Below are 12,822 nucleotides of genomic sequence, written 5' to 3'. Positions count from 1 at the left end.
TTCCGGCCATTTTAACGGAGCTGTTTTTTTATACCGCTTTCAGTTTCTCTGTTGTGAAGTCATTTATTTTCGGCAGCATCCCACAATAGAGAAGTGATTTGTTCTTTGTAAGGAAGTTTTTGGTTAAGTTGCAAGAAACGGAACTCCAATGAGTAGATACACCCTGAAACCTGTCCAGGTTTAAGCTGGTTACCATTGAGTGAAAAGCCATTGCCGCCGGCAAAGACAATACCTGGAATGAAAAGTATTGCAGGGAAAGCTAATTTGGTCATTTACCGTGAAAATACGGAAGGCTTTTACGCTGGCCGAAATATGTATATCGGTTTAGGGGAATGGCAGGTAACCCCGGAAGTGGCTGTATTGACTGGAGTTTTCACTAAAAAGGCGATTACACGTATTGCGCATGCAGCCTTTCAAAGTGCGATGGAACGCCGTAAGAAGGTTACATGGCTCGGGACTCTTTTTGAATACGTGCCGAGAAATGCCGGAACAATACCCTGAAGTGGATGATTATCATATTGATGCAATGACGGTACATTTAGTTCGTCGGCAGCTTGGGGCTTGCACTGTCAATTAATACAAATGGGAAAGCAGGCAATGGCCCAGGCTGCTCACGGTTCAGCACCTGACATTGCAGGGAAAATATTGCGAATCCTATCGTATTATACTTTCAATTGCTATGTTGTTTGAATGCTCAGTACACAGTATCGTGATAAAAAACTGAAAGAAGCAGCGGAATTAATAGAAAACTCACTTCGGGAAACCGTGAAGGCAGGAATTAAAACAGGAGATCTTGGCGGTCAATCATCAACGTCCGACTTTGCAGAAGCAATTGCAGAAAGGATCGGACGTTAAGGCGGAAAATAAGAGGTGAGAAGCAGATCATCAAAACGCAATAGGACACCTCAATTTAGATTTTCAGTAAGAACGGCTCTGCTCATTAAAAAACTCAATTCGTAGATTAGTGGTATCAATAATGCTGCAGATCGGGTTAGTAACTTAAAGAGGAAGGGATGAGACCCCTTCCTTAAAACCTTCAATTCGTCTAATTTCATTGTAAGATATATTGCTTTTTTGAAATGGGTATCCAAATTTCACTTTTAAAAGATGGCGATGTTACATCTTTATGCTCATTCCACAGGATTTCTGGGCCTTCAATTTGTTCATAATGTGACGATGGAAACCATTCGGAATAAATCCGCCCCCATACTTCCTGCAGTGCATCCGGAAATGATCCGGCTGCTTCGAATACAGCCCATGTTGAGGCAGAGACTTCAAGCTGTGATAGGTGATTTGGGCAATGTTTCGTTGTGGCTGCGCCAATATAGTGATCAAGCTCTCCGTTTTCCTCTGTCCGGCCTTCAGAAAAGTTCGTGGATGCACTAATGAGTCCTACAGGCGCTACATTAGAAAGCTCTTTAAGTTGATTGATTGCTGCTTCATCTAAACTTTCCCACATCGATGCAATGTCAGGATTCACGCCTTTGAACAAAATAGGGACTCTTTTTTTAATGCCGACGATGCGAAATGCCTCTTTTTCTTCAATGCGATAGTTCATTTCATTTCCTCCTTTGATTGATAACTGGAATGTCATTCGCGGATAAGCTTTAAGTGAATGGCCATTATGTCTAGCTTCTGATGGTCTTATGCCATGCAGATTTTGAAATGCTCGTGCAAAAGAATCTGGTGAGTGATACCCGTATTTTATTGCAAGATTAATCACCTTTACGCGGCTGTCTTTAAGTTCAAAAGCTGCAAGAGTAAGACGTCTGCGGCGAATATATTCCGATAATGAAATACCTGTAAGGAAGGAAAACATCCTTTTAAAATGATATTCAGAGCAGAAAGCAAGCCTTGATGCTTCTTTGAAATCAATATCGTTCGTGAGGTTTTCTTCGATATACGTTAATGCGCTGTTCATCCTTTTAAGCGAATCCATTTATTTGACCTCCTTTACCAAAAGAATAACAGGAGCGAAATGTATCTATCCGACATTTCGTGCACAGTTTTGCAGGATAACTTATATGTAATAAATTAAGTTATTCACCTGTATTTGTACAGAAAACCACCTAATAACTGCTTGGGTTTCATTGAAGCGGTAAATCCAATGCATGAAAAGATCAAAGATATCCGTGCACCAACAAGAAGGCAGCTTGTCATTTTCAAAGTATCTGATCAAATGAAAAAATAAATCAAGGCAGGCGATACCTAAAGCTAGGATAGAGGCAGCAACACCCAATATGCTTATAGAGCTCCTTATCATCCTTAAAGAAATGTTTAAAAGTCCAATTGTCCTCTCCGACTGGATTTGTTGAAAATGTGAAGCGACAACGTTGAGTAACGAAGACGTCCTAACAGCTCCTTGAATGCCTCATACTTTACTTCAAAAGACGTACAGATTAGACTACATATAAATCTTACTTGTTGATAAGGAACTTTATTTGACTGATCGGCACATAAATTTACTTTCAGCAAAACATCAAAAAGGTGTGCAACTTTATCAGCTGCACACCTTTTTGACTTTTTACGGTTTATAAAATGTGACATGTTTGCCATCTCTGTCAAACCAGCCTCTGAACGCCCAGTTATCCCAGCCGCCATCTCCTTGGTTGGTGAATTCCCCATCTTCAAACACCCAGATCCCGTATACCACTCCATTAAGAACGGCAGATCCATAGAATTTGACGCCTCTGAAGTGATCTTCGTAATTCTGGGCCAAATTAAATACCATGACATTATATTTCTGTCCCGCAGAGTAAAAAGTAGATTCCATCATGTTTTTGACAAAACCCGGTCGGTTTGCGTTCTGCACAACAGCACCTTGGATTGCATTTGCTATGCCGAGGACGTCAAGATTCACATTGAAATTAACACCAGGTATGCCAGTTCCGGCCTTAGGCTGATTAAGGTTCATTGTTTGTTTAACGGCCGGTGTTGATGTAACAGTGGGTTCAGCCTCTTTTTCTTTAGCGTGGGCAAAAGCAGGCAGACTGGAAGCAGCGAGCATCAGAGCGGTGACGGATGTGATTATCTTTTTATTCAATTCAATTCCTCCTTGAGATTTTTAGAGATCCATAGGCCGACAACAGACAACTTATTTCTCGTTTCCTGCTTTATGCCCCCCCTTTCCTTGAACAAAAGTATATAAAGTTTCTCGTTTGGAATAATGATGAAAAATGAGTATTTTCTGTTCGGTCAGAAATCATATAACTGGAAGGGAAAGAAATTATAAAACGGGTCAGATAGATAGGTCATATAAATCAATCGGGTCTTATTTGATAGATTGAATAGTATAAATTTCACTTTTCCAGAATACTTTGTAAGAAGATATCACAATTGTTTTCAATGCGGTCAAAAAGATTCATTTTCAGTGATTTAAAATTAAAATTGTTTTGGTTTTGCATCGCTAATTGCCTTCCTCATAGATCTTTATCATTGACCATTTTTGTTTTCTCTAATTCTTCTATAGTGTATGTAGTAACAAGATCAGCTTGATCATCATCTTTCTCCTTCCATCCTTTCCACACTCGTTGGCCCTCCCCCTTTTCTTTTTTTATCTATTTTCTTTACATTGTACAGATCTACCACTGTTTCATCGTTTAAACAATCAGCACTTGCCTGGCAGGTTACAAGTATCGGAAATGACATTGACAATTCTTGTATAATTCCAAGTTATTAATGAACTCTCTTCAAAGGGTGTTATAATAAACTAAAATTTAAACTAACCATGAATAGGGAATGAATGAAATGTTACATGACACTAAAATACTTATCATTGAAGATGATGAAGCAATAGCTGATCTCCTTTCATACGGGCTTTCACAAGAAGGTTTTCAAACGTGTGCCGCAGCCACCGGGGCTTTAGGGATGAAAAAAATAGATCAATTCAAACCCGATCTGCTGCTGCTCGATTGGATGCTGCCAGATTTCAGCGGATTGGACATCTGTAAAATAGTGACTCATCGCTATAATATCCCTATACTTATGATCACCGCAAAGTCAGATATCACTGATAAAGTACTTGGGTTGGAATTTGGAGCTGATGATTATATTACAAAGCCTTTTGATTTGCGCGAAGTTACCGCTAGAATTCGAACGATACTTAGGCGCCTTGAACAAGCTGACCTCGTAAATAATCAAGAAACGGCTAACGAAAATCATATTCAGTTTAAAAATATTGTGATCATCCCAGATGAAAGAATAGTAAAAAAAGACGGGAACATTGTTGATTTGACTCCTAAAGAATTTGATCTGCTTAAGACCTTGATTGACCATCCGCGGAAAATATTCACACGTTCTGAGCTGTTGGAATTCATCTGGGGGTATGACTTTGCCGGGGATACACGTACGGTAGACACTCATATACAAAGGCTCCGAAAGAAACTGAACGCAAGCGGATTGATTAAAACAGTGTTTGGTATCGGATATAAATTTGAGAAACAGGAGGAATAGAGAGTGTTACATACCATTAAGGGTAAATTCATTATTGGTTTCTTTCTGATTTTCTCTCTTTCTTTCCTTGTACTCAACCAAACGGTCAAAAGCGTGATTTGGTCAAGCAATGAAAAGATTGTGACCTCAGATTTAATAGACTTGAAAAAAAACAGTATCGTGTATATCAACCAGGCATTTTTAATCAATCATTATAAAAACAACGAACTTTACTTCGGTGATATGGCCGATGAAATAGTGGAAAGTCTAACTCATTCAACAGGAAACAATATAGGTGTTTATACCGTAAATGGCACTTTATTGTCTTCTTCTAATAAAACCGTTTTTTCACAAGGTGCTGATGAGGATCTTAAAAAAGCGATTAACGGCAAGAATGCTTACCATATCACTCATGACCAAAATAAAGCAGAAGTGTTTTTCTCTTTTCCAGTTGTCATTGACGGTACAAAAGTCGGCATTTTACGCATTTCCAAAAATTTTAATTTGCTTTACAAACAAAGCGGAGAGATTTTAAATATTATTTTTTATATTGCCCTTGCTATATTTGTTGCAGCGTTTCTATTCTCTTATATCCTCTCGAGACATATCACGATTCCAATCGTTAAGCTGACAGGGGCTACTTCAAAAGTCAAACAGGGAAAATTGGATGTGGATATCCACTTTCATAGAAAAGATGAAATTGGACAGCTTACGATTAATTTTAATGATATGGTTACCAAAATTAGAGATCAAATCTTAACGATTGAAAAAGATAGGGACAGGTTAAGAAAACTTAACGAACAGGAAAAACGTTTTTTTGACAATATGACCCATGAGTTAAAAACACCTTTGACTTCCATACAGGGATATGCTGAAATCATAAAACAAAAAGGTGCATCAGATCAGAAGTTTTTTAATAAAGGAATGAATCATATTGTGGAAGAAAGCCGGCGGCTGCACAATTTGGTCATAAAACTCCTTGAGGTATCCCGAGAAACATCTAAAGATCAATTTAATAGGATAGATGCAGGATCGATATTAAAAGATGTATGTGAATCTATGAAATTTCGGGCAGGGCGATATAAAAAGAAAATCAGGTTTGAAATTGAAGAAGACCTCTATGTATATGGTCAAATGAATAGACTGCGCCAGCTTTTTATAAACCTTCTGGACAATGCGATCAAATACAGTTTATCGAATTCAGCAATCACTATTACGGCAAAAGTTGTTGGAGATCAGGTTCTTTTCATATTCAAGAATCCAAGTGATCCATATGAAGATAACCAATACACAAAAGTGATGGAGCCTTTTTATTCAATTAACCGAAAGGCTGCGGAAGAGGGAAGTCTAGGCTTGGGATTAAGTATAGTTAAAACAATTGCAGAGGAGCATGGGGGAACAATCAAGATGTTCTATAAAAATAATAATACAATTATAAGTATCGAATTAGCTTATATGAAGGTTGAGAAATAATCATGAAGACCAAACAACTTATCATATGGTCAGGGCTAATATTAATTTTCGTCATTTTTGCGGCCAGTTATAATGTGAGAAAGCAATCTGAAACCATTATCATTCCAAACAAGGAAGAGAATCAGACTGAGGTTCAGAAGTCCGGCTCCTTTCATGTTAAGAAAATATATCGTCTCCCCAAGGTTGACCAGTTGCTTGGATGGTCTGCGTCAAACACTGTGGTTGGTTATTTCAAAGGGAATGACACAACTGAACGTTTAGCATCGCATCCTATTCAGCGCCTTTCTTTCCCCTTTGAAAAACCTGAAACTCTTCAAACCATTGAAAGCAACACTGCTGACATAAAAATGTCTCCCGATGGGAAAAACGCTGTCGGATTAACGATTTCAACGGATAGGATCACATTAAATCTAATGTCACTGACGAACAGAAACAAAAAGAAAATAGCCAGCTTTTCTTCTAACAAGGGTGCCTATGTACAAGATATTTCATGGTCAAATAACGGTAAAGATATTTGTTATATTGTCATTGATCCTGCGAAAAATGGAAAGGCCGCGGTCAATGTGTATAATACGGATTCTGGAACTCTCAAAACATATCCATTGAATGATTTAGATGAAAAAGAGTCCCTTATTGCAGCATCAATTTCAGATGACAGATGTCATTTGCTGCTTACAATGTTACATGGGCAACAAAAACGCATTATAACAGGCACCATAACCAATGATGGGATCGTGATTAAGAACAAACGTCAAACTAGTTATGGCGAACCTGTTTGGTTAAACAATTACCAATTTTTATTTTTAGGTACCGGAGGAACGTTGTGCAAATACGATTTAAGAAACAGTGAGCTCTCTGTTCTGCTTGAAAATGTGGATGTTTTCAAAATGTCAAATGATCGAAAAAGAATTGCCTACTCTTTATATGGCAAAGACAACACTTATGCAGGAAGACTGCAAGGAAAAAACATCCTGAATGCAGAACCAATATACCACGGTACCAGTCCGTCAGAAATGTATTGGAGTCCTGATGGCAAAAACCTGCTCATTAATGATAAAGACCTGTATTTCTCTTCGGAAAACTCATCATATATCATAGCCTTTAAATAATTGTGATGTAGAGTCTCAAAAACCCGATTTCTGTTTAAAGAAATCGGGTTTTTTTATTATCTGCAAAGGATTACATTCCTTTATATTTCCTGCACGCAAAAAAATTGCAGTTTGTAAGTATCTTTTTTTGTGACATTTTGTTTACAAGTTGATCAAACTTTTGCGATACCCTCAATTTATATTAATAAAAGATTCATTTCTATCAAAGCTTGTCCATTGACGTTTTGTCTATGTGACTAGTTAAAGAAACTATTGCAAATGAGGAGTTGGAAGAATGCCGAATTCACCCAAAAGCAAACATAAATTGCGAATGGAACGATTATTAGGAGTAGGTTTTTGTGTATTTCTTATACTTTGTATAACTTTAGTATGCCTTTCCTGGAATGCCATGGCTGGTCCTAAGCTAGATTCATTAAAAGAAAGGAAAGCCTCTTCTGAGGAGATACACAAAGAGAAGAACAAAAATGCAGCAGAGAAAAAGGAAGGACAAAAAACATCAGCTGAAATCGGAAAGGTTGTCTATTTAACATTTGATGATGGACCAAACCCAGCTGCTTCAGAGAAAATCATGGATTTGCTCGATAAATACAATGCAAAAGGGACGTTCTTTATGTTAAAGCCTAACATCGAGCAAAATACTGATATTGTGAGAAAAATGGTGAAAAACGGTCACTCTGTCGGGTCTCACGGTGTGACGCATCAAGTATCCGAAATCTATAAATCCCCTGAGAGTTTTGAAAAGGAAATGAACGATACGCTTAACTTTATCAAAGAAACAACCAAAACTAAATCACATTTGATAAGAGCACCCTACGGATCAAAACCTTACATTACTGGTCCATTTAGAGAGGTAGTGAAGCGTGACCGGTTTGATCTCTGGGATTGGACAGTTGATTCAGAAGACTGGAAGTACACTCATGGAGAAATGGTAAAGAACACAATCCAACAAGTAAATAACCTAGTAGGGAAAGAACCTCTTGTTGTGTTAATGCATGAAAAACCAACTACCGCAGCTTACTTGGAAGAATTATTAAAGTATTTCAAAGATAACGGCTACGAAATGAAAGCAATTAATGATTCAATAAAACCGGTTCAATTCAGATTCAACTGAATTTCGCAAGATAAGCGATAATAAAGAACTGTCAATACTTACATTTTTAAACTCTTCATTATGAAAGGAATTATGGATGAAAATCGGAAGAAGGAAACTGAAAATGCAAAATATTATACTGTTTATTCTAGCTCTATTGTTAACGGTTGGAGGACTGACTTACTACACTATTTACCGTACTGTAGCAAAATCGGTCAGTCACATGTATGAGCCTCTGGATAGGGATTCCAAGTCACAAAATGTTGTTAATAAACACGATCCCATATCAATACTCTTGCTGGGCGTAGATGAGCGCCCAGGTGATAAAGGACGCACTGACTCCATGATTGTATTAACTGTTAATCCAATTACAAAAAAATCAACAATGGTAAGTATTCCGCGTGATACCAGATTATTCATGCAATCGAAGAATACTAATATCAAAATAAACTCGGCATATACTTATGAGGGAATAGAAGGTTCCGTAAAAACTGTCGAACAATTTTTAAATATTCCAATTCATTACTATATCAAAGTAAACATGGAGGGATTTAAAGATATTGTGGATGCTATTGGCGGGATAACGGTAAATAATGAATTTCCTTTCACCCTTGAAGGTGTGCATATACCAAAAGGGAAACAGCACATTGATGGAAAGGTTGCCCTTAAATATGCACGAATGAGAAAAGAAGATCCACGCGGGGACTTGGGCCGTCAGCAGCGGCAGCGTGAAATCATTAACCAAATGATTCATGAAGGCACAAAATTAAATTCATTAAAAAACTATCAAGGAATTTTAGCTGCATTAGAAGACAATATTCAAACTAACTTAACAATGGATAAAATGATTGATATCCAAAATTCCTATAAAGAAGCCGTGAAAAATATTAAACAGCTAGAAATAAAAGGTGAAGATAAAAGAATAGATAACTTATGGTATCATGTTGTAACTGATGAAACGAGAAACCAATTATCAAAAAAACTTAGAAAGCAATTAAATTTAAAATCTTAAAAATATCTAGTTATAATACCCTCACAAAAGAGCAGCTGCTTTAAGCTGCTCTTTAATATGATCAAAAAACTGTCCCATTGGCGGGGAAATGCGCCGTTTTTTTGTTTGAATTCCAACGTTTTCTTTCGTTTTTCGTTGGGTTTTTAATTCGGACTAAGTAATTAGCAGGAGAACAATGAATGTTACGAAATGATCTCGTTTTTAAAGAGCTAACGATTCTGCGACTCCAAGAACTTTACGAGAAAATCGGTAGTCGCCAAAAAAGAAAGAAATTGAAGGCATAACAAGAATTGAGTCTGCTTTTGGAGTTGGCTCGAAGCTCTCATTGAAGCCGGCTTTTTCACGGATCGCCTTGACTGTTGAAGGAGTTATTGACTCAGATACATTGTGAATTTCTGTTTCTTCATTGTTATATCTTGTCCATATCGTAATGATGCAAATACAGTTTTGACAAAAATTCGTCAAACGAGGTTGCTAGTTTGAAATCCTGATCAGTTTCCACATCGAAGTAGTGAATTGGAGGGTTTGAGTTTGTTTCTCGATAATCCATAGCTGTCCAAGTATGTCCGTCTCCATGAATAAGGAGAACATTTTCGGGTAAATCCCATTCCTTTATTAGGTATGAACTGTCTAAAATTCCTGGGTCTTCACCTAGCCCTAGCAGGTAATCAAACTCAATATGATCTTCTGCCCACGAATTCTGCACAGTTGTGGGGAATGCATTGTAATTTATCATTCCTCCATTTTGCTTGAGTATAAGCTTCTTGTACGACTCAGGCAGAATGATATTTAACCTGTTTTCGGTGTGTTTGATCATATCTTCAGTTACACTATCAAGTTTATAAGGATCTTCTTCAGTTGCTTCCCAAAAATGATGCACTGTTTTTCCTCCTTAAAGCAATGCCGGGGTATAGTTCGCATAGCTATATATTATTCGACATTAAAGTAGATATACCTATATTAATGCCAAAAAATTTTAAAAGGAAAACATTTCCCCAATGTTGTATGATTTGGAAGGAGGGGAGTGAATATAAAAAAGATAGGGTTGGGTATTGCAGCAGTTTTTTTAACATGGTGCCCTGGGATCGGAACTGTTTTGGCCAAAATGACAAAAGATGAACATAAGGTCAGCTTTTAAATGACTGAGAATAAAAAGGGATTCTTTATGGCCGATGACACAAATCTTCATTATAATCCCTTTGTGGAATACTACGGGGTTTTAGGCGTTTTTTGATATGATATGAAGTGTTAAGTCTAATCAAACAATCGGAGGAAAAATACATGCACAATGAAACTATTATTGGTGCAGGGCCAGCTGGTTTGTTTTTAGCGAAAGGAATTCCATAAAATTCAAATTGAAACGTTGTTTTCAAATAATTAATAAGAATACTGTCAACATTGCATTTAGATAAGACGTAACAATTTATCGTTTAGCAAGAAGCTGCTGTAAAAAGAAGTATGGGTAACCAAAAATAATAAATGGAGCTGCTAATATTAAAAGTAACCAAGAACTTGATTGGCTGTTCCTAATGACTCTAATGAAAATACAAGTACCGATGAGGAGATAAAATAAGCTACCTAAAGTCCAATACATACGTTATCCTCTTTTCTTTTCCTTCAAAACCCTCTTGATTCGTTTCTTTATAAAACTTTTTCTTTTTTTAAAAATTTTAGAATATCGGTTTTTAAATGTTTTTTCAGTTAGGATCCCTTTTCTATTGAGTGCTTCAATGATGAGATCAATTGATTTCATTGGAGATCTCCTCCTAGGGGGAAATTCTATAAGAATTCTTATTTATTTTAATTTTAAAATCGAATAAACAAAACGTACTAACAGGCAAGCTTCCTATTGTACTTTTGGGCAAATGCTAAAAAATTGCAACCATTGCTTTGTTATATGTGTTGTATAAAGAATTCACGAATCAAGTATTTGAGGCTGTCATTGGATTTTCTTTAATGATACTGTTATATTTCGTTTTACTATGGGCACGGGAGACATGGTGGAGCGGAATAAAATATGCTGTTATTTCGCTCTTGATTATAGCAATAGAGTTAATTTTGAATGATGTATATGGGATAACTGACGCAACTTTGTTATGTCCATTAGTTTGGATTTTGGCAACGGTTTATGATAAGTACAAGTATTTATCTTCTATTCTGCCCTTGCTTACAATAGTGGTCTTAATTCGTAAGATTTGGAAAAATGCTTATCGAATGAAGGAATTACACCTGCAAGAAATAAACAAGGCGCATCAAGAGTTAAAAGAAGCACACGCTGAACTGCAGGAAGCTGCTATGCATTCCATGAAATATGCAGCTTTAGAAGAGCGTATAAGGCTTGCTCGTGAAATTCATGATGGTCTTGGCCACCAGCTTACATCCTTAATCGTTCAGCTGCAGGCTCTTGAAATTATGCTGCCGGATGAACCGAAAAGGGCATCTGAAGTAACCACACAATTACTTCAGATAGCAAGGCAAGCTATGGCTGAAGTTCGTATTTCAGTAAGAGAATGGTCAAGCGACGAAATGGGTCTCGGGATTATCGCATTAAAAGGACTCGTATCTCAAATTCAAGGTCGCTCTTCAATTCAATTTAATTTTGTTCAGGAATCAAAAATTTCCGAATGGCCCAATGAAACCAGTATTGTATGTACTATACCGCACACTGCAAGAATCCCTGACTAACATTTTACGTCACTCAAATGCCACATCGGTTACAATTCACCTTGAGGAAGTGAATGATGAAATTATTTTAAAGGTATCTGATAATGGGGACTATGTGGATGAGGTGCCGTTGGAAGCAGGGTTCGGGTTAAATGGAATGATAGAACGTTGTCAACATCATGGAGGGATGTGTACATTTACTTCAGTGAAACCGCATGGTCTTTGTATTGAGATAACACTCCCAATTGAAAAAAGGTCACATCATGATATACATAATCCGTAAAAAATGAGTTTATTCTTTTGTGGGAGGAAATAGGAAATGGATGAAAAAAATAAGATTCGAATCGTACTGGCTGATGATCAACCTATTGTCCGTCAGGCTTTAAAATATATCATTGATTCACAAGCAGACATGGAAGTTGTTGGTGAAGCAGCTGATGGGAAAACAACGATAGAGATTACAAAAAAAACGAATCCTGATGTGGTCCTTATGGACATTCAAATGCCAAATGGGACAGGCATAGAAGCTACTTATAACATTCTTGATTAAATGCCTTATATCAAAGTGGTGCTTCTTACAACATTCGATGTCCAAGATTATGTATTTGATGGCATTCGAGCCGGTGCTGTTGGTTATTTATTAAAGGATACCGATACGAAAGAACTTCTAGATGGTATTCGTTGGGTTAACCAAGGTCAAGCGATTTACCGAACAGCAATGGCTAGTAAGGCACTTGCACAAGCTATTAGTGAAGATAGGAATAATGAACAAAATGATACCAAACCTTCAGACTTGCCCGAACCCTTAACTGAACGCGAAACCGATGTATTGCAGCAAATGGCTTACGGCCGGAGAAATTCAGAAATTGCGGACATTCTTCATATCTCACAAGGGACAGTAAAGACACATGTCCATCGCATTTTTCAAAAACTTGGTGTTGAAGATCGTACACAAGCCGTAGTATTTGCCATACGAAAAGGGGTAGTTGAATAATTGAAAGATGTTATTTAAATTTAATCACCATGATACCAAAGGTTTTGAG

General features: G+C 37.2%; 11 protein-coding genes and 4 pseudogenes. 9 read left to right on the top strand and 6 right to left on the bottom strand.

The features are described 5' to 3' along the window. Positions 1-216: 216 nt before the first annotated feature. Positions 217-855 (top strand): annotated as a pseudogene (locus SB724_RS07905) (isocitrate/isopropylmalate family dehydrogenase); the annotation flags it as partial. 196 nt (positions 856-1,051) lie between these two features. Here the strand turns inward: SB724_RS07905 and SB724_RS07900 are convergent. The 3 genes and pseudogenes from SB724_RS07900 to SB724_RS07890 all read right to left on the bottom strand — a co-directional run bounded on the left by SB724_RS07900 (position 1,052) and on the right by SB724_RS07890 (position 3,007). After that, positions 1,052-1,939 carry an AraC family transcriptional regulator gene (locus SB724_RS07900; protein ID WP_410570700.1) on the bottom strand — a complete coding sequence of 296 codons (888 nt, stop codon included), beginning with the start codon at positions 1,937-1,939 and terminating at the stop codon, positions 1,052-1,054. Positions 1,940-2,252: 313 nt separating this feature from the next. Continuing rightward, a pseudogene (locus tag SB724_RS07895) lies at positions 2,253-2,385 on the bottom strand (phage terminase large subunit); the annotation flags it as partial. Between the two features lie 139 nt (positions 2,386-2,524). After that, positions 2,525-3,007 carry a stress response protein YvgO gene (locus SB724_RS07890; protein WP_265972402.1) on the bottom strand — a complete coding sequence of 161 codons (483 nt, stop codon included), beginning with the start codon at positions 3,005-3,007 and terminating at the stop codon, positions 2,525-2,527. 740 nt (positions 3,008-3,747) lie between these two features. Between SB724_RS07890 and SB724_RS07885 the strand changes: the two genes are divergently transcribed. The 5 genes from SB724_RS07885 (at position 3,748) to SB724_RS07865 (ending at position 9,115) form a co-directional block, all read left to right on the top strand. Further along, complete coding sequence (locus SB724_RS07885) at positions 3,748-4,452, top strand: response regulator transcription factor (RefSeq protein ID WP_080130360.1); 705 nt, start codon at positions 3,748-3,750, stop codon at positions 4,450-4,452. Positions 4,453-4,455: 3 nt separating this feature from the next. Beyond that, positions 4,456-5,904 (top strand): HAMP domain-containing sensor histidine kinase, encoded by a 1,449-nt coding sequence (locus SB724_RS07880; protein WP_265971233.1) that lies wholly within the window; start codon positions 4,456-4,458, stop codon positions 5,902-5,904. Then, positions 5,901-7,013 carry a WD40 repeat domain-containing protein gene (locus SB724_RS07875; RefSeq protein WP_410570942.1) on the top strand — a complete coding sequence of 371 codons (1,113 nt, stop codon included), beginning with the start codon at positions 5,901-5,903 and terminating at the stop codon, positions 7,011-7,013. Before SB724_RS07880 ends, SB724_RS07875 begins: the two co-directional genes overlap by 4 nt. A gap of 274 nt (positions 7,014-7,287) precedes the next feature. Further along, entirely contained in the window at positions 7,288-8,124 is an 837-nt protein-coding gene (locus SB724_RS07870) for a polysaccharide deacetylase family protein (protein ID WP_265971235.1), read from the top strand. A gap of 76 nt (positions 8,125-8,200) precedes the next feature. Further along, on the top strand, positions 8,201-9,115 hold the full coding sequence (locus SB724_RS07865) for an LCP family glycopolymer transferase (RefSeq protein ID WP_410570697.1): 915 nt from the start codon (positions 8,201-8,203) through the stop codon (positions 9,113-9,115). Positions 9,116-9,539: 424 nt separating this feature from the next. Here SB724_RS07865 and SB724_RS07860 read toward each other — a convergent pair. From SB724_RS07860 to SB724_RS07850, 3 genes and pseudogenes are all read right to left on the bottom strand, one after another. Continuing rightward, positions 9,540-9,995: pseudogene (locus SB724_RS07860) on the bottom strand (SMI1/KNR4 family protein); the annotation flags it as partial. Between the two features lie 543 nt (positions 9,996-10,538). Further along, positions 10,539-10,709, bottom strand: coding sequence for a hypothetical protein (locus SB724_RS07855; protein ID WP_265971239.1), 171 nt, complete (start codon positions 10,707-10,709; stop codon positions 10,539-10,541). Positions 10,710-10,712: 3 nt separating this feature from the next. Continuing rightward, positions 10,713-10,868 carry a hypothetical protein gene (locus SB724_RS07850; RefSeq protein ID WP_265971241.1) on the bottom strand — a complete coding sequence of 52 codons (156 nt, stop codon included), beginning with the start codon at positions 10,866-10,868 and terminating at the stop codon, positions 10,713-10,715. A gap of 203 nt (positions 10,869-11,071) precedes the next feature. On the opposite strand from SB724_RS07850, the gene SB724_RS07845 reads away from it, so the two are divergent. From SB724_RS07845 to SB724_RS07835, 3 genes and pseudogenes are all read left to right on the top strand, one after another. Then, a complete protein-coding gene (locus tag SB724_RS07845; RefSeq protein ID WP_265971242.1) occupies positions 11,072-11,800 on the top strand; it encodes a sensor histidine kinase in 729 nt (242 codons plus the stop codon). Continuing rightward, positions 11,748-12,062 (top strand): sensor histidine kinase, encoded by a 315-nt coding sequence (locus SB724_RS07840; RefSeq protein ID WP_410570694.1) that lies wholly within the window; start codon positions 11,748-11,750, stop codon positions 12,060-12,062. The genes SB724_RS07845 and SB724_RS07840 overlap by 53 nt, the downstream gene beginning before the upstream one ends. 36 nt (positions 12,063-12,098) lie before the next feature. Next, a pseudogene (locus tag SB724_RS07835) lies at positions 12,099-12,773 on the top strand (response regulator). The last annotated feature ends 49 nt before the right edge of the window (positions 12,774-12,822 follow it).

It is taken from the genome of Bacillus sp. SIMBA_031, from assembly GCF_046535225.1.
Classification (GTDB): domain Bacteria; phylum Bacillota; class Bacilli; order Bacillales; family Bacillaceae; genus Bacillus; species Bacillus velezensis.
The sequence above is the reverse complement of the archived record's forward strand: the minus strand, read 5'-3'. Positions and strand labels throughout refer to the sequence as shown.

Bases quoted from the DNA above. Each gene is read 5' to 3' on its own strand.
- SB724_RS07850 (WP_265971241.1), bottom strand. From the start codon at position 10,868: ATGAAATCAATTGATCTCATCATTGAAGCACTCAATAGAAAAGGGATC.
- SB724_RS07870 (WP_265971235.1), top strand. From the start codon at position 7,288: ATGCCGAATTCACCCAAAAGCAAACATAAATTGCGAATGGAACGATTA.
- SB724_RS07885 (WP_080130360.1), top strand. From the start codon at position 3,748: ATGTTACATGACACTAAAATACTTATCATTGAAGATGATGAAGCAATA.
- SB724_RS07900 (WP_410570700.1), bottom strand. From the start codon at position 1,939: ATGGATTCGCTTAAAAGGATGAACAGCGCATTAACGTATATCGAAGAA.
- SB724_RS07845 (WP_265971242.1), top strand. From the start codon at position 11,072: ATGATACTGTTATATTTCGTTTTACTATGGGCACGGGAGACATGGTGG.
- SB724_RS07865 (WP_410570697.1), top strand. From the start codon at position 8,201: ATGAAAATCGGAAGAAGGAAACTGAAAATGCAAAATATTATACTGTTT.
- SB724_RS07890 (WP_265972402.1), bottom strand. From the start codon at position 3,007: ATGCTCGCTGCTTCCAGTCTGCCTGCTTTTGCCCACGCTAAAGAAAAA.
- SB724_RS07855 (WP_265971239.1), bottom strand. From the start codon at position 10,709: ATGTATTGGACTTTAGGTAGCTTATTTTATCTCCTCATCGGTACTTGT.
- SB724_RS07840 (WP_410570694.1), top strand. From the start codon at position 11,748: ATGAAACCAGTATTGTATGTACTATACCGCACACTGCAAGAATCCCTG.